Genomic DNA, 15,242 nt, shown 5'->3' with positions numbered 1-15,242 from the left:
CCCGGAACGTGTCAGTGCCGGCGCAGGTAGCGGTACACGGTATTGCGCGCGAGCCCGAGCTCCCGCGCGGCGGCCGATACGTTGCCGCCGTGCCGTGCGAGCACGGCATCGATCACCGCGGCCTGGTGGCTCTGCAGCGTCGTCGCTTCGCGCACGTCGGCCGGTGCGGCTTGCGCCGCGGGTGCGTCGTCGCAGTCGAGCCAGAAATCGTCGGGCAGGTGCGCGAGCGTGATTTCGGCTTCGTCTTCGGCGAGCATGCCGGCCGTGCGCAGCACGTTGGTCATTTGCCGCAGGTTGCCGGGCCAGCGGTGCCGCATGAACGCGTCGAGCACGTCGGCCGCGAGGCGGCCCGGCATCGGCTCGCTGCGCGCCAGCCGCGCGAGGATCCGCTCGACCAGCGCGGGCAGGTCGGTGCGCGCGGCGAGCGGCGGCAGCGTGACCGCGAGCCCGTTGATCCGGTAGAACAGGTCTTCGCGGAACGTGCCTGCGGCGATCATCGCGCGCAGGTCGCGGTGGGTCGCGCAGACCACCCGCACGTCGACCGGCACCGCGCGTGCGCCGCCGAGCGGCATCACCGCGCGCTCCTGCAGTACACGCATCAGCCTGACCTGCTGCGCGAGCGGCATGTCGCCGATTTCGTCGAGAAACAGCGTGCCGCCGTCGGCCTGCACGATCTTGCCGGGGCTGCCGCGCTTGCGCGCGCCGGTGAACGCACCGTCCTCGTAGCCGAACAGTTCGGCCTCGATCAGCGAATCCGGCAGCGCCGCGCAGTTGACCGCGACGAACGGGCCGTCTGCGCGCGGCGATGCCTGGTGCAGCGCACGCGCGAGCCATTCCTTGCCGGTGCCGGTCTGGCCGAGGATCAGCAACGGCAGGTCGCGTCCGCGGATCTTCGCGACGCGTTCGAGCACGGCGGCCATCCGCGCATCGCCGGTGTCGAGCGTCGCGAACGTGATCGCGTCGGGGTCCGGCGCCCGCGTGCGCACGGCGGGGGCGGGCGGCGTGACGGCGACGGTCGTCTTGTGCGCTTCCGCGAATTCGCAGCGGGCGAGCACGCGCACGCCGGTCGACAGCGTGAGGCGGAACGGTGCGCCGGCCGCGCGGGCTGCGTGCTGCGCGAGCTGGCCGAAGTGCATGCCGAACAGCGCGTCGCAGCCTTGATGCTGCAATGCATCGAACGTCGCGCCGAGCTGGAATTGCGCGCTCCGGTTCGCGGCGATCAGCCCGCCGTCGGGGCCGAATGCGACGAGCCCGGCGAACAGCGAGTCGACGCAATCCTCGTGGGCGTGGAAGCGCAGCCGCAGCGCTTCCGCGCACTGGTTCGCGAACAGATGGTTCTCGATCAGCTGCGCGGACATCCGCACCAGCGCGAGCGTATGGGGGCTGAAGCCGCGCGGGTCGCCGCTCACGTCGAGCGTGCCGAGGGTGCGGCCGAACGGATCGATGATCGGCGCGCACGAGCAGGTGAGGATATGGTTCGCGCGCAGGAAGTGTTCCGACCCGTGCACGGCGACCGCCTGGCCCGATGCGAGCGCGGTGCCGATCGCGTTGGTGCCGCGTGCGCCTTCGGCCCATGACACGCCGGTGCACAGCGCGACGCGGTTCGCCTTCTCGATGAAGTCCGCGTCGCCGATGCTGTGCAGGATCACGCCGTCGGCATCGGTGAGCAGCACGAGGCTTTGCGTGTCGGCGATTTGCGCGTGGAGGTTTTCCATCACCGGGCGCGCGTGCGCGAACAATGCGTGGTTTGTGTCGAGCAGTTCGCGCAGTGCGAGCCGCGACAGCGGCGAGAAATCGGGGCGCTCGTTCGCGCGCAGGCCGACCGCGGTCGAACGGGCATGCGCCTGCGCGAGCAGGTCGGTGCGGCCCGCGGTGGCGGGCAGCACGAAAGATTGAGGCATGTCTTGTCTCCTGTCGACCAGAGTTAGCGCTTTAGCGCTTACTCTGGTCCCATGCTTCGCGGTCGGCCGGAGTTAGCGCTTTAGCGCTTACTCTGGTCCCATGCTTCGCGGTCGGCCGGAGTTGGCGCTTCAGCGCTTACTCTGGTCCCATGCTTCGCGATCGGCCCAAGTTGGCGCTTCAGCGCTTGCTCTGGTCCCACGCTTCGCGGTCAACCCGAATCCGCACATCAGCGCGTTCCGAGGCCCCCGCTTCGCAGTCGAACCCCTTGGACGCCCTGCACCGCACCATCCGCCACCCGGGCCGCCGCCGTCGATATCGCCTCATCATACAAGCGCCGCGCACGTTGTGCGACTGCGTACAAAAACCCCTTGCTTTTAAGCGCCCGCCTGCAATGATGGAAATGGAACACGCACGCGCCGTGTTCCGCATCGCAACATGCATGCGACGCGACATGCATCCGTTCGGGAGACGCATCATGGTTCGGACGGAACTGAGAGTCGTGCTGGCGGCCATCGCCACTTTCATCATGCTGGGCGGCATCGCCGTGGCGATCCACGGTCTGCTGTTCGACCTGAGCGACGCGGTGCAATACGGAGCGGCCGCGATTGCGGCGGGCGCCACGACCGCCGCGATCGCGCTGAACGTCTGGCCCACCGATCCTCACTGACGCCGTTCGGCAAAACGGTGCCGGATGTCGCGCTGGTCAGAGGAAATGCGCGTCGGAACGACGCACATCGCAAATTTTGCCTCCTGCGCGAAACCGTCTAAAGTGGAATGCAACCGGCATGCATTAGTCCGCGCCATACCCCCGTGGATCGTGCCTCTGCCGGCGAGCCCGCGTAAATTTTCGTCCGGCCGGTAGCGGACGACGGACGCGGTCATTTGCTTTCTACCGGTCGAGGCGGCTCCCATGCAGATCCATTTCACGAATGAGAAGCCCGAATATTCGGGGCGCGACCTGATGCTGGGTTTCACGGCGCTGGTCAATGGCGAGCGCGTCCAATGTCAGATCACCGCCGAGGCGCTGGAGGATCATTTCGGTGCGGCATCGCCGCGCTTCGAGGACATGGTCGGTGCGTACGATCAGCACCGCGAGCGGATCGAGGCAGCCGCACGGCGGTTGCTGTCCGAGACGCGCGCGCAATGCGTGACGCTGCGCAGCGGCTACGTGCGCTTCTACGAAGCGAACTGGCGCTGAGCCGGACGACCGGGCAGCGACGGAGCGGGCGCCGGATACCGGCGCCCGTGTCATATCGGCGCGGGCTCGTCCGGTAGATCGATCGCTTGTGCGGGACGATGCGCTGCACGGTCCGGGCATCGTGCGGCGCGATGGCGCGCCCGCGTTCCGTTTCGGTTGATCCCGTTTCGCTCAATCTGCGCCGATCAGCGCATACGCGCCGCTCGTTGCGTCGTGCGTGCGCGCGATGCGTGCGATGCGTGCGAAGCCTGCGTCGGCGAGGTGCATGCCTGCAATCAGCAAGCGATCCGAAGCGACTTCGGCGAGCGTGGCCGCGCGTGTCGCCGATGCCTGCGACGGATCGTGATCGAACGCGATCGACACGTCGGGGTGAGCAACCTGGATCGGCGCGAAATGCACGAGATCGCCCCAGATCAGCAGGCGCTCGCCCTGCGATTCGACGCGATAGCCGGTGTGGCCGGGCGTGTGCCCCGGCAGCGGCACGGCGGCGATACCGGGCAGCACGTCGCCTGCCGCGATGGTGCGCAGTTGCGCCGCGCAGGCGTCGAACGCGCGCCGCGCGATTCGGACATTGACGCGCGCGCGCTCGCTGGCCCTCTCGTACATATCGTCGTCCAGCCAGAACATGCGTTCCCGTTCGTCGATGAGCACCTCCGCTTGCGGAAAGGCCGGGCGCCCGTCTGCGTCGAGCAGGCCGCCGATGTGGTCCGGATGCGCGTGCGTCAGCAGGACCGTGTCGATCTCGCGTGCATCGATGCCGGCTTGCGACAGCGACGGACGCAGCAGGCCGCCCCAGTTCCGGATGCCGCCGGCACCGGTGTCGACGAGCACGGTGCGGCCGTTGCCGCGTATCACGTAGCAGTTGATGTTGACCGCCGACGGCGTGTGCATGCCGGCCCGGTGCATGATGCGGGTCGCGTCGTCGACGTCGATGTTCGACAGCAGATCGAGGCCGGCCGTCAGCGTGCCGTCGCTGATCGCGGTCACCGTGAAATCGCCGACTTGGCGGCGCGGGAAAGAAGGCCGTGGAACGGGTGCGCTCATGGGGTCAATGTCGGGCGTGAAGGTGGGTGGTGTCGTAGCCGAAGCAGCGGATGCGTGCGACGAATCCGGTGTGCCGGAGAATCTCGCGATCCAGTTCGGCCATGAACCGGTCCATCAATTCAGTGGTACGAAATGATGCGATGCGAAAGCGGATCTCCGCGCTGACCGGATGTCCTCGGCCGAGCCGGATCGGAACGTAGGCGACGTGGATCGTGCCGGGTGCGGCGCGCAACACCTCGGTGCAGAGCGTCTCGCAGGCTGACGACAGTGCATCGAGTGCCGCGCTGGACGGCATGCTCGTCCCGGGGATGAAAATCGTGACGCTGGGCATGGCCGGGCTCCCGTCAGCGTGCGGCCGACGTCGTCGTCGCGCTGACAAGCCGGTCGCCCATCGGCGCATAGCACCGGATCGCGGCGCCCGACGCATCCGACGCGAGCCGCGCCTGATCGTGATCGAGGACCGCCAGCCAGCGAGTGGCCGGCTGGCGGTCCAGCGCGACCGCATGCATGGCCGTGGCTGCGATACCTGCTCGCGCGAACGGGGCGGCGTCGTCGCAAACGGCCAGCCATTGATGGCCGGAGACGGCCGGCGCGGGTGCCGCGCTGTCGTACACGTTACGGCGCCATTCGACGATGTGCGGCTGCCAGCGCGCGAAATTGCCGCCGCCCTTGTCGCGATACTCGTCCGACGTCAGCACGTCCGGGCCGTCGATCGTATGCAGCGCGAGGTAGACGGGGCCGTCGCCGCCGAGGGCGCGAAAGCGTTGCGACGTGCGGAAGCCGGATACCGAGATCAGCGCCGGCAGTTTGACGCGGCTGTAGAAGTCGTTCCACCCGGCTTCGACGGCGGGCTCGGCGATGCTGCATTCAACGGCATAGATCATGACATCTCCACGGGTGGCGAGCGGCCTTCGGGCGCGATCGGCCGGCTCGACTGGTTGAGTTTTTGTCATGATAATGAGCGGAAGAATGGGCGGAAAACGATGATTCGTCACCGTTCAATGACATTTGATCAAGCCATGACCGACGGCGGTCGGACCGGGAGCAATCGTGACGCGACGCAGGATTCCGAGCAATTCGGCATTGATGGCATTCGAGGCCGCGGCGCGGCATGGGAGCTTCGCGCGCGCCGCCGACGAACTGGCGTTGACGGAAGGCGCGATCAGCCGGCAGATCGGCCGGCTGGAGACGTTCCTGGGCGTCGCGCTGTTCGAACGGGTCGGCAACCGCGTGCGGGTGGCGCCGAACGGCGCGCGCTACGCGGCGCAGGTTCGCGAAGTGCTGGACCGGCTCGAGCGCGACAGCCAGTACATGATGGGACAGCCCGGCGACGGCGGCAGCGTCGATATCGCCGTGACGCCGACGTTTGCGACGCGCTGGCTGATTCCGCGGCTCAAGGGATTCCAGACGCAGCATCCGAACATCACGGTGCATTTCGCCGATCGCGCCGAGCCGTTCGTGCTGGCCGGCAGCGGCTTCGACGCGGCGATTCACTTCGAGCATCCGGCCTGGGCCGGCATGCATACGTACCGGTTGTGCGAGGAGGTGCTGGTGCCGGTCTGCCATCCGTCGCTGCTCGCGGGCGGGCAGCCGGACACCTTGCTGGGCACGCTGCCGCGCCTGCACAAGCGCCAGACGCCCGATGCGTGGTCGGCTTACGTGCAGGAAACGGGGTTGCCCGTGAACAATCCGGCCGCCGGCGCCCGCTACGATCTTTACTCGATGCTGATCGCCGCGGCGCTGGCCGGGCTCGGCGTCGCGCTGGTGCCGCGCCTCTATGTCGACGCCGAAATCGCGCAGGGGCTGCTCGCGGCGCCCTGGCCGGACGGGCGGGGCGTGGTCAAGCGCTTCTGTCTCGTGTTGCCGGAGGCGCTGGAACTGGGCGAGGGGCCGTTGCAGACCTTCGCGCGCTGGGTGCTCCGGCAGGCGGACGCGTGACCTGACGTCGCCCGCACCAGGCGGGCGCCCATGTGAAACGACCCGGCCGCAAATGCGACCGGGTCGTCAGGGGCCGTCCTTCTCGCCATGCCGTTCGGTTCCGCGACAGGAACCGGGCGGCACTACACCTGAAGGTGGCGTCTTTTCATCATGCATCGCACCGATGCGCGTGCGTCACTCGCTGCCGAGATAGAAGAAGCGGAACAGGAACACGGCCGCGATGATCCACACGATCGGCTTGACCGTGCGGGCCTGGCCCGTCAGCAGCTTCAGGCCGCCGTACGCGATGAAGCCGAACGCGACACCGTTCGCGATCGAGTACGTGAACGGCATCAGCAGCGCGGTCAGCGCGGCCGGCACGGCTTCGGTCGCGTCGTCCCACGGCACGTCGACCATCTCGCGCAGCATCAGGCACGACACGTACAGCAGTGCCGGTGCCGTTGCGTAGCCCGGCACGACGCCGGCGAGCGGCGCGATGAACAGGCACGCGAGGAACAGCACGGCGACGGTGATCGCCGTCACGCCGGTGCGGCCGCCGGCCTGCACGCCCGATGCGCTTTCGATATACGCGGTGGTCGACGACGTGCCGAGCACCGAGCCCGCGACGATCGCGGTGCTGTCGGCGAGCAGCGCCTTGTTCAGGCGGTTCATCTTGCCTTCGACGAGCAGGCCCGCGCGGTTCGCGACGCCCATCAGCGTGCCGGTCGCATCGAACAGCTCGACGAGGAAGAACACGAGGATCACGTTGATGATGCCGGTCGACAGCGCGGCGCCGATGTCGAGCTTGAACAGCGTCGCGTCGATCGACGGCGGCGCGGAGAACACGCCGTGGAACTGATTGCCGCCGAAGAAGAACGACAGGACGGTGACACCGATGATGCCGATCAGGATCGCGCCGCGCACGCGCAGGTGGTCGAGCGTGACGATCGTGAAGAAGCCGATGATCGCGAGGATCGTCGTGGGCTTGTGCAGGTCGCCGAGCGTGACGAGCGTGGCCGGGCTGCCGACGATCACGCCCGAGGTCTTCAGCGAGATGATGCCGAGGAACAGGCCGATGCCGGCGGTGATCGAGATGCGCAGCGATTTCGGAATGCCGTTGACGATCGCCTCGCGCACGCGGAACAGCGTGACGAGCAGGAACAGGCAGCCGGAGATGAACACCGCGCCGAGCGCGGCCTGCCACGTGAAGCCCATCCCCTTGACGACCGTATACGCGAAATACGCGTTCAGGCCCATGCCGGGTGCGCACGCGATCGGATAGTTCGCGTACAGCCCCATGATGATCGATGCCAGCGCTGCGACGAGGCAGGTCGCGACGAACACGGATTCCTTCGGCATGCCGGCATCGCCGAGGATCGCGGGGTTGACGAAGATGATGTAGGCCATCGTCAGGAACGTGGTGACGCCCGCGAGTATTTCGGTGCGGAAGTCGGTGCCGGCTTCAGCGAAGCCGAAATACCGCTTGATGGATTCCATGAAGGCGTTTTCTCCGGTCGGGTTGTCGTGTTGCTTGTTGTTCGTGCCGAATTGTTGTAAGGCAGCGCGAGGCCGGCCTACTGTAACCAGCCACTATTGCCGCGCTATCGGCGGATTGTAATAGCGCGGATAGCTCGGACGATATAGTTGCGGGGCACGATCGGCCGCGTTCGCGCGAACGGTCGAACAGGCCGGCCGCGCGAGGAAGGCGCGCATTTTACCGGTTCGGACGAGGCGGGCAGGTAGAAACGATGGAAACGATTCGATGAGGGGCGGGGGGCCGGGCCGGCCGATGCGGGCGCAACGACATGACGGGCATGCGGCGCGGCCGCCGCGCGATGACATGCGACTGCAATGGCGCACCCGCATGCTGGCCGAACGCAGGACGGTCGCAATGCATGCGCGAACGCGCGCGGCATGACCGGCGCGGGTGCGCAGCGGCGTGCAGCGGCCATTCATCAGTCCAGGCGGTTGCAGATATCGGGCTATCCTGCGCCGAACCCGTTCCGTCCGCAACTGTCATTTCGCGACGCGGGCGCGACTGTGGTTTCTGTGTAAAAGATTGCAAGACGTCATCGCGTTAACCGGCAAGTCTTTCTAGGATAGATACACCGCGCACACACGCCGGCCAGTCGTTGCCGACGCGGGGGAGTCGCAGTCCGTGCAGGGCAGGCGGTGAAGTGCGGTGACGGTCGTTGCGCATTCGGGCAGGCGCGACCGGTTGCGATTGCCCGATGCGGGTTCGTCCGTCATCCCGGAGGTGAGCATGTTGAACTGGATCAGCCGTTGGGCGATGCGGCACGCCCCCACGCCGGAAAAAACCGCTGCGTCGATGCTCGTGACGGCGCGCATGGAACTGTTCGCAGCCGAACAGCGCGTCATCGATGCGAAATTACAGGCGGATTACTGGCGTACGCGGGTGTCATTTCTCGAGGAGGTGCAAAAGCAAGGCATCGACCCGTGGGTGACCTCGCAGGCGGCGCAACGCCCCGACCTCGATGCCACTCCCCGCAGCACGGGCCCGCGTCTCGCCGCCAGCACCTGATGCACGCGATGCATGCAAGGGTTGCGCACGGCGCGCGATCGCTCGCGGCACGCACGCGCGTGCCGCGTCATTCGATGCGCACCCGCGACGCATGGCGCCGCGGGTGCGTCCGTTTCCGGATGCGTTGATTCCGCGCGTTCCGGTGTCACGTCGCGCGACGGAATCGCGCATCATCACTCCCGTCTTCGCCATCGTCCGGCGAGCAAACGTTGCATTCGCGCGAGCGTGCGTCTCAGCCGTTCGCCGCGCCGCACGTACGCCGTCGTGATCGACGCTTCGGCCGGCCGGTCGTCATCGGTGCCGAGCCAGATGCGATCGCCGCGCGCGATGCGCAGCACGTCGCCGGGTTGCACCCAGTAGTCGTCGACGCTCGGCGGCCGCGTGATCCACAGCGGCGCACCGTGCGCACGAATTTCCGCATCGCCCGGCGCGCGCCAGGTCAGCGTCGTGCGCGGCGCAACCGCGAAACGGATCACGACGGTCGGTAACGCGATCGCGCCGGCGCGGCGCGAATCGGGACGGTCGAACAACGGGCTTGCCTGATCCATCGTCTTCTCCATTCGTTGAGCCGGACGGATGACGCGCACCAGAACAAAAAGGCCTCATCCGTTTCCGGTGAGGCCTCGTGTGACATGCGGTACTGCTCGGATGCTAACGCACAAGCGCCTCCCGTGATCCATTCTTTCGAATGTTCACCGGGCAATGATTCGCGATGGCGATGAGCTTGAACGTAGGCATGCGAACGAGTTTGTCGATGTCGTACGGCGTTGTCAACGACTATTTTCGAGAAACGTGGCGCGTCACGCGTCGCGCTGGGCGAGGCCGTTGACGAGCAGTTCGGACAGCAGGCCCGTCATGCCGTTCGGATGCGTGGCGGCGCGTGCCTTCAGCTGTTCGACGAGTTCGGCGTTGAGCTTGCACGCGAACGGCACGAGGCCCTGTTCCTGGTCGAGCTTGCGTTGCGCGCGACGATCGAGCTTCGCCGCGTCCTCGGCGCCCTTGCCGAAACGGGCGGAGCTCGACTGCTTCATCGCGTGCGTCAGCTTGAGCGCCTTGTTCTTTTCTAGATCGGTTTTCTTCATGGCCATCGCGGCACCTCCGGGAAATGAAGCCGCGATTGTACGCATTTCGGCGGACGCCGCCCGCCGACGCCGTGACGAAGCCGTCGACGAACCGGCTCATGCGCCCTTCGTCGTGCCCCAGTTGCCGCCGTGCGCGGCCGCCTGCGCGGCCGGCGAGCGCGCCAGATACGCGAGCGCCTGCTCGGTCGAGCCTTCGTGGTGCGGCGTATAGCCCGGCTTGAAATAGCGCAGCGCCGCGCCGATCACTTTCCAGAACGACGGCAGGTGCCCGCGCCGCGAACCCTTCCACCATGCGAGCACGAAACCCGGATAGCGGCCCGCGGCCGGATCGCGCCGGTACATGAACTTCGCGCCGCTCGTGATGAAGTAGAGCAGCAGCACGATCACGAACGCCATGTGCAGGCAGCGCTCCGGGTAGTTGCCGCCCATGTGGTTGTAGATGTCGAACGCGACGGTCCGGTGCTCGACTTCCTCCGCGCCGTGCCAGCGCAGCAGGTCGACCATCGTCGGGTCGGCACGGCCTTCGTCGAGCCCGTGCGCGTTGAGCACCCAGTTGCCGAGGTAGCCGAAGAAATGCTCGAGCGACGCGATCACCGCGAGCTGCTGCCGCAGCCAGAAGCGCGTATGGCCGATCTTCAGCCCGAACGGCGCTTCGCCCAGCACGCGCGTGAACAGCCAGTTCAGCTTCTGCGTGAACGGCTTCGTGTCGATCCCGTGCCGGTCGTAATAATGCTTGAGCACGCCGCCGTGCGAGCGCGAATGCACCGCTTCCTGACGCAGGAAGCCTTCGGCTTCGTCGCGCAGGCGTGCATCGGTGATGTGCGGCAGCGCCTTGTTGTACACGCGGCAGAACCACAGCTCGCCTTCCGGGAACAGCAGGTTCAGCGTGTTGATGATGTGCGTGCTGCCCGGGTCGTTCGGCACCCAGGTGATCGGCGTGTCGCTGAAGTCGAACTTCACGTGCCGGGCCTTGATCTTGTGATAGTCGGCGGTAGCGGTCATCTGTGTCTCCGTTCCTGTGCGGCGCGCTGCGCCGTCAATGCGATGCCATGCTGATGCGGGCGAGCATCCGGCCGAGCCACGGCATGAAGCGGCCGACGAAGCGCAGCGCATGCGCCTCGGTGCCCACCGCCACGACCGGGCGGTTGCGCAGCACGCCGTCGACCATCGCCTGCGCGACGGTTTCCGGCTTCAGGCCGCGCATCTGGTACCGCTTCGTCGCGCGCTTGCGCAGCCGCGCTTCGTCCTGTGCGTTGGCGCCCGCGTATTGCGTCGACGCCATGATTCCGGTTTCCGCGAAACCCGGGCACACGGCCGTCACGCCGATGCCTTTGTCCGCGAGTTCCGCGCGCATGCATTCGCTGAGCATCAGCACGGCGGCCTTCGTCGTCGCGTAAGCGGGCAGGTCGCGCGACGGCCCGAACGCGGCGGCCGACGCGGTGTTGACGATGTGGCCGCCCGCGCCGCGCGCGGCCATCTGCTGCGCGAACAGCCGCGAGCCGTGGATCACGCCCCACAGGTTCACGTGCAGGATGCGCTCCCAGTGCCGCTCGCTCGTGTCGAGGATGCCGCCGGCCATGCCGATGCCCGCGTTGTTGATCACGATGTCCGCGCCGCCGAGCTCGCTGCCGACCCATGCCGCGAGCGCTTCCATCTCGTCGGCGGCGCCGACGTCCACGCGTTTCGCGTATGCCTGCGCGCCGGTCAGCCCGAGCAGCAGCGCGGTGCGCTCGGCGCTCGCGAGATCGATGTCGCATGCGACGACGGTCGCGCCTTCGCGGGCGAACGCGAGCGCCGCGCAGCGGCCGATGCCGCTGCCCGCGCCGGTGACGACCGCGACCTTGCCGCTGAACCGGCCGCTGGTCGCGCGGCGGCGTGCGTTCGCGAGCGCGGGCGGTTCCTCGCCCGATTCGACCGCGTCGATCAGCTGCCCGGCGAGGCCCGCGAAGCGCGCGGGATCGGCGAGCGGCAGCCAGTGGCCGGCCGCGACTTCACGGCGGTAGTACTGCGGCACCCAGCGCGACAGGTTCTCGGACAGCGCCGGGCTCACGTACTTGTCGCCGAGCGGCACGATCGTCTGCACCGGTGCATGCGCGTAGCGCTCGCGCGGCGCGAACAGGCAGCGGATGAAGTTCGCGCGATAGAGGCGCACGCCGCGCGCGCCGTCGTCGGCCTGCGTCGGGCGCGGCGTGGCCGGCGTCTTCTCGATCCGGCGCAGCAGGCCCGGCCATGCGCGGCCCAGCCACAGTCGCCAGCCGAGTTCAGGGACGAACGGCAGGTGGAACAGGTACACGTACCACGAGCGCACGAGCTGGCCGCCGAGTTTGCCGAGCGACGAGGGCGTCGGGTGCAGCACGCGTTCGCGCAGCCAGAAGCCGACGTGATCGAGGCACGGCCCCGAGCACGACGTGTACGACGCGATGCGGCCGGCGAGCCGCGGATCGGTGACGAACTCCCAGCCCTGGATCGAACCCCAGTCGTGCGCGATCAGGTGCACCGCGCGGCCGGGGCAGAGCGCGTCGATCACCGCGACGAAGTCGTCGGTCAGCTTCGCGAGGTGGTAGTCGGCCGTGCGCTTCGGCACGCCGGACAGGCCCGCGCCGCGCACGTCGTAGGCGATCACGTAGTGCCTGCGCGCGAGCAGCGGCGCGACCTGCTGCCAGACGCTGCTGTCGTCGGGGTAGCCGTGTACGAGCACGACCGGCGAGCGGGCCGGGTCGCCCCAGGTTCGCACCGCGAGCGTCAGGTCGCCGGAGGCGACGGCCGTTTCGCTGTGGACCGATTCGAACAGGGCCAGCGGCGCTTCGTCGGAAAGAGGCTGCATCGTGAGTCCGTCGTTCAGGGATTCGGGAGGAAGGCGCAACGCGTGCGTGTCAGGCGGCGGCCTGCACGGTCGCGACGGCCGGCGCGCGTTCGGCCTGGCGGCGCTGCCAGCGGCGCACGTGCGGCAGGTCGTCGTCGAGCCAGTACGCGTCGTCGTCGGTGATCACCAGCAGTTCCTCGAATTTCGCGCCGACGCCGGCGAAGCCGAGATGCGGCTCCACGGCCCACAGGCCCGGCACGGGCGCGTGCTCGGAGCGGCGGTCGATCGACCACAGCGGCGACCAGCCCTGCTGCTTCGCTGCGCGGCCCTGGTCGAGCAGCAGGTTGCGTGTCGCGTTCAGCCCGAAGCGTGCGACGAAGCGCGGCTTCGACAGCTTGTGGATCTTCGCGACGCGATGCGCGAGCACCTTGAACGGATAAGCCTTGTGGCGCGGCTCGACGCCCTGGCGACGGCACAGCGCGTCGACCGCCTGTGCGACCTCGGCCATCGGACGACGCGCCTTCACGAGCTGCACGATCAGGTCGCGATGGTCCATCAGGTCGTCCTGCAGCTGTTCGAGGATCGGGTTGTGGCCGAGGCAGTGCGCGTAGCCGACGTCCGCGACGATCCCGTCGAGCACGGGCGCGACGTCGAGGATCACCGGCATGTCGGTTTCGAGCTGGCGGTTGCTCGGGAAGAACGCGAGGTTGAAGCCGCCCATGTGCTTCAGGCCCGAGAAGCCCTGGAACGCGGTGCGGTCGCCGAACCACGCGAACGGCTTGTGCAGCCAGTCGTGCACGCCGTTGTCCTGCAGCCATTCGGTCAGCAGGCGCGCGGCTTCCTTCTCGGTGATGCCGGGGTAGAGCATCGCGCCGACGGTCTCGACGCAGCGGTACGCAAGCTGCTGGACCGCGCGGAATTGCGGCAGATCGTCGAGGTGGACTTCCGGCAGCGGATGGTGGGCGGTCATGATGCGTCTCCGTGTGTCGGCCCGCGTTCGCGCCTCGGCGCGACGCGGGTCCGGTGCAAGGCTGGGGCGCTGATCAGGAATGCATCCGCCGGGGATCCGGAGGCGGGTTATTCAGTCAGCATTTAATGTGTCATTGGTCGATGTAAAGATCATAGCGGGTTCGACGTGGCGCGGAGGTGAGGATTTCTCCTAATGAAGGCCGAAATGGAGGGGAAGCTCTAGGTTGGCGGCGATCGGGGCGGACGGCCGTCGGGCGCACGCATCCCGAGCGGGGCAGCCGGCCGGGGAGCGCCACGCGAGGCCGCGGCGCGGGCCTGGCATGTCGCGCTGGATCAACTCCCTGTCGTGTCGCGGCGCGACGCTGTCAAATTGCCGAAATAATTTCGTCACATCATTCGCCCCCGATTCGAAGCCTTCGCGGCTTCGCGGGGCCGGTGTGCCGCGCGTCGCGCGGGGGCAGCGACCGAAGCCGATTCGACCTTCCTACGGAGACAGACCATGCAACGCCGCAAGTTCATGAACACCCTGGCCGCGGCGACCGCTGCGACGCCGCTGATGCTCAAGGCCGGCATGGCCGGCGCGAAGAGCGCGACCGCGCCGGACGCGCTGGACCCGGGCCGCTGGTCGCCGTTCAACGCCGCGCGCCTGCAGGCGGTACTCGACCAGCACGGCGTCGCGAGCGCGCGCTACGACGGGAAGCGCCGCCCGTATGCGGTGTTCGACTGGGACAACACGTGCATCATGAACGACTGCGAAGAAGCGTTGCTGATGTACCAGATCAACCATCTGCAGTACAAGCTGACGCCGGACGAGTTCGTCGGCGTGATGTGGAAGGACGTGCCGAAGGGCGCGTTCATGAAGGACTACACGACCGTCGACGGCAGGCCGGTGACGATGGAGGATCTCGCCGCCGACGTCGAGTCCGACTACCGCTGGCTCTACGCGAACTACAAGGGGTTCGGCGGCGACAAGAGCCTCGACGAGATTCGCGAGACCGACCAGTTCAAGGATTTTCGCGCGAAGCTGTACTTCATGTACGACGCGATCTGCGATACGCATCCGCTCGAAGTCGGCTACAAGTGGATCATCTACTTCTACAAGAACATGACGACCGCCGAGCTGCAGGCGATGGCGGAAGCGTCGAACAACTACGGGATCGGCGACGCGCTGCGCAAGGTCCGCTACGAAAGCCCGAAAGCGCTGCCGGGCAAGGCCGGCGTGGTGGCCGACACGCATTTCCACGGCATCCGCATTCACGAGGAAATCCGCGCGGTGATGCATACGCTGCGTGCGAACGGCATCGACGTGTACGTGAGCACCGCGTCGCTCGACGATGTCGTGCGCGTATTCGCCGGCAATCCGAACTATGGTTACGGCGTGCCGCCCGAGAACGTGATCGGCCTGCGTCTCGACATGCAGGACGGCAAGTACACGAGCACCTATCCGGCCGGCTGGCATTTCAACTGGGGGCCCGGCAAGACGGTGGGCATCCGCAACGTCCTCGCGTCGAAGAAGGGCTACGGCCCGCTGCTGGTGTTCGGCGACAGCGACGGCGACGCGTGGATGCTGCGCGACTTCAAGGACACCGCGGCCGGCGTGATCGTGAACCGGATGAAGAAGGGCGAGATCGGCGCGGACAGCAAGCTCGCGGCCGAGCAGATCGGCAAGCCGGACGCGCGCTTCCTGCTGCAGGGCCGCGACGAGCACACGGGGCTGATGATCCCGGACGAGAAGTCGATCAAGTACGGCAAGACCGACCGAAAGCTGCTGGCCTGACGTGGGCC

General features: G+C 67.6%; 15 protein-coding genes. 5 read left to right on the top strand and 10 right to left on the bottom strand.

The genetic code is table 11. The annotated features are described in order from the left end of the window. Nucleotides 1-11: 11 nt before the first annotated feature. Complete coding sequence (locus tag U4Z31_RS21535) at nucleotides 12-1,901, bottom strand: sigma-54-dependent Fis family transcriptional regulator (protein ID WP_321811345.1); 1,890 nt, start codon at nucleotides 1,899-1,901, stop codon at nucleotides 12-14. A 392-nt stretch (nucleotides 1,902-2,293) separates the two neighbouring features. Between U4Z31_RS21535 and U4Z31_RS21530 the strand changes: the two genes are divergently transcribed. Next, nucleotides 2,294-2,569 (top strand): DUF2964 family protein, encoded by a 276-nt coding sequence (locus U4Z31_RS21530; protein WP_235879236.1) that lies wholly within the window; start codon nucleotides 2,294-2,296, stop codon nucleotides 2,567-2,569. 243 nt (nucleotides 2,570-2,812) lie between these two features. Further along, entirely contained in the window at nucleotides 2,813-3,100 is a 288-nt protein-coding gene (locus tag U4Z31_RS21525) for a DUF1488 domain-containing protein (protein ID WP_014898618.1), read from the top strand. 171 nt (nucleotides 3,101-3,271) lie between these two features. Here U4Z31_RS21525 and U4Z31_RS21520 read toward each other — a convergent pair whose 3' ends face one another. The 3 genes from U4Z31_RS21520 to U4Z31_RS21510 are packed head-to-tail and all read right to left on the bottom strand — an operon-like array spanning nucleotide 3,272 to nucleotide 5,028. Beyond that, a complete protein-coding gene (locus tag U4Z31_RS21520) occupies nucleotides 3,272-4,144 on the bottom strand; it encodes an MBL fold metallo-hydrolase (protein ID WP_321811344.1) in 873 nt (290 codons plus the stop codon). A 4-nt stretch (nucleotides 4,145-4,148) separates the two neighbouring features. Continuing rightward, the gene (locus U4Z31_RS21515) at nucleotides 4,149-4,475 is read right to left on the bottom strand and encodes a hypothetical protein (protein WP_124485271.1); all 327 of its coding nucleotides are present in this window, start codon (nucleotides 4,473-4,475) and stop codon (nucleotides 4,149-4,151) included. A gap of 13 nt (nucleotides 4,476-4,488) precedes the next feature. Beyond that, on the bottom strand, nucleotides 4,489-5,028 hold the full coding sequence (locus U4Z31_RS21510) for a sugar ABC transporter (RefSeq protein WP_321811343.1): 540 nt from the start codon (nucleotides 5,026-5,028) through the stop codon (nucleotides 4,489-4,491). A 202-nt stretch (nucleotides 5,029-5,230) separates the two neighbouring features. Here U4Z31_RS21510 and U4Z31_RS21505 point away from each other — a divergent pair, with 202 nt between their 5' ends. Then, nucleotides 5,231-6,082 (top strand): LysR substrate-binding domain-containing protein, encoded by an 852-nt coding sequence (locus U4Z31_RS21505; protein ID WP_044846873.1) that lies wholly within the window; start codon nucleotides 5,231-5,233, stop codon nucleotides 6,080-6,082. Between the two features lie 174 nt (nucleotides 6,083-6,256). Here U4Z31_RS21505 and U4Z31_RS21500 read toward each other — a convergent pair whose 3' ends face one another. After that, entirely contained in the window at nucleotides 6,257-7,558 is a 1,302-nt protein-coding gene (locus tag U4Z31_RS21500) for an NCS2 family permease (protein ID WP_044846874.1), read from the bottom strand. Nucleotides 7,559-8,324: 766 nt separating this feature from the next. Between U4Z31_RS21500 and U4Z31_RS21495 the strand changes: the two genes are divergently transcribed. Next, nucleotides 8,325-8,603 (top strand): hypothetical protein, encoded by a 279-nt coding sequence (locus U4Z31_RS21495; RefSeq protein ID WP_027807295.1) that lies wholly within the window; start codon nucleotides 8,325-8,327, stop codon nucleotides 8,601-8,603. A gap of 173 nt (nucleotides 8,604-8,776) precedes the next feature. Here U4Z31_RS21495 and U4Z31_RS21490 read toward each other — a convergent pair whose 3' ends face one another. The 5 genes from U4Z31_RS21490 to U4Z31_RS21470 form a co-directional block, all read right to left on the bottom strand. Beyond that, on the bottom strand, nucleotides 8,777-9,151 hold the full coding sequence (locus tag U4Z31_RS21490; protein ID WP_257769020.1) for a DUF2917 domain-containing protein: 375 nt from the start codon (nucleotides 9,149-9,151) through the stop codon (nucleotides 8,777-8,779). A gap of 252 nt (nucleotides 9,152-9,403) precedes the next feature. Then, nucleotides 9,404-9,691 carry a hypothetical protein gene (locus U4Z31_RS21485; protein ID WP_044846876.1) on the bottom strand — a complete coding sequence of 96 codons (288 nt, stop codon included), beginning with the start codon at nucleotides 9,689-9,691 and terminating at the stop codon, nucleotides 9,404-9,406. A gap of 90 nt (nucleotides 9,692-9,781) precedes the next feature. Next, nucleotides 9,782-10,687: a metal-dependent hydrolase gene (locus U4Z31_RS21480; protein WP_044846877.1), complete on the bottom strand. Its 906-nt coding sequence runs from the start codon at nucleotides 10,685-10,687 to the stop codon at nucleotides 9,782-9,784. Between the two features lie 34 nt (nucleotides 10,688-10,721). Continuing rightward, nucleotides 10,722-12,509, bottom strand: coding sequence for an SDR family oxidoreductase (locus U4Z31_RS21475; RefSeq protein ID WP_321811342.1), 1,788 nt, complete (start codon nucleotides 12,507-12,509; stop codon nucleotides 10,722-10,724). A gap of 49 nt (nucleotides 12,510-12,558) precedes the next feature. Then, nucleotides 12,559-13,458, bottom strand: coding sequence for a M24 family metallopeptidase (locus U4Z31_RS21470; RefSeq protein WP_321811341.1), 900 nt, complete (start codon nucleotides 13,456-13,458; stop codon nucleotides 12,559-12,561). Nucleotides 13,459-13,956: 498 nt separating this feature from the next. Between U4Z31_RS21470 and U4Z31_RS21465 the strand changes: the two genes are divergently transcribed. Next, nucleotides 13,957-15,234: a haloacid dehalogenase-like hydrolase gene (locus U4Z31_RS21465; RefSeq protein ID WP_321811340.1), complete on the top strand. Its 1,278-nt coding sequence runs from the start codon at nucleotides 13,957-13,959 to the stop codon at nucleotides 15,232-15,234. Nucleotides 15,235-15,242: the final 8 nt, after the last annotated feature.

The organism is Burkholderia sp. BCC1985 (assembly GCF_905339915.1).
Taxonomy (GTDB): domain Bacteria; phylum Pseudomonadota; class Gammaproteobacteria; order Burkholderiales; family Burkholderiaceae; genus Burkholderia.
The sequence above is the reverse complement of the archived record's forward strand: the minus strand, read 5'-3'. Positions and strand labels throughout refer to the sequence as shown.

Coding starts and splice junctions, on each gene's coding strand:
- U4Z31_RS21535 (WP_321811345.1), bottom strand. CDS start 1,901: ATGCCTCAATCTTTCGTGCTGCCCGCCACCGCGGGCCGCACCGACCTG.
- U4Z31_RS21500 (WP_044846874.1), bottom strand. CDS start 7,558: ATGGAATCCATCAAGCGGTATTTCGGCTTCGCTGAAGCCGGCACCGAC.
- U4Z31_RS21505 (WP_044846873.1), top strand. CDS start 5,231: ATGGCATTCGAGGCCGCGGCGCGGCATGGGAGCTTCGCGCGCGCCGCC.
- U4Z31_RS21480 (WP_044846877.1), bottom strand. CDS start 10,687: ATGACCGCTACCGCCGACTATCACAAGATCAAGGCCCGGCACGTGAAG.
- U4Z31_RS21515 (WP_124485271.1), bottom strand. CDS start 4,475: ATGCCCAGCGTCACGATTTTCATCCCCGGGACGAGCATGCCGTCCAGC.
- U4Z31_RS21495 (WP_027807295.1), top strand. CDS start 8,325: ATGTTGAACTGGATCAGCCGTTGGGCGATGCGGCACGCCCCCACGCCG.
- U4Z31_RS21520 (WP_321811344.1), bottom strand. CDS start 4,144: ATGAGCGCACCCGTTCCACGGCCTTCTTTCCCGCGCCGCCAAGTCGGC.
- U4Z31_RS21530 (WP_235879236.1), top strand. CDS start 2,294: ATGATGGAAATGGAACACGCACGCGCCGTGTTCCGCATCGCAACATGC.
- U4Z31_RS21485 (WP_044846876.1), bottom strand. CDS start 9,691: ATGGCCATGAAGAAAACCGATCTAGAAAAGAACAAGGCGCTCAAGCTG.
- U4Z31_RS21465 (WP_321811340.1), top strand. CDS start 13,957: ATGCAACGCCGCAAGTTCATGAACACCCTGGCCGCGGCGACCGCTGCG.
- U4Z31_RS21490 (WP_257769020.1), bottom strand. CDS start 9,151: ATGGATCAGGCAAGCCCGTTGTTCGACCGTCCCGATTCGCGCCGCGCC.
- U4Z31_RS21470 (WP_321811341.1), bottom strand. CDS start 13,458: ATGACCGCCCACCATCCGCTGCCGGAAGTCCACCTCGACGATCTGCCG.
- U4Z31_RS21525 (WP_014898618.1), top strand. CDS start 2,813: ATGCAGATCCATTTCACGAATGAGAAGCCCGAATATTCGGGGCGCGAC.
- U4Z31_RS21475 (WP_321811342.1), bottom strand. CDS start 12,509: ATGCAGCCTCTTTCCGACGAAGCGCCGCTGGCCCTGTTCGAATCGGTC.
- U4Z31_RS21510 (WP_321811343.1), bottom strand. CDS start 5,028: ATGATCTATGCCGTTGAATGCAGCATCGCCGAGCCCGCCGTCGAAGCC.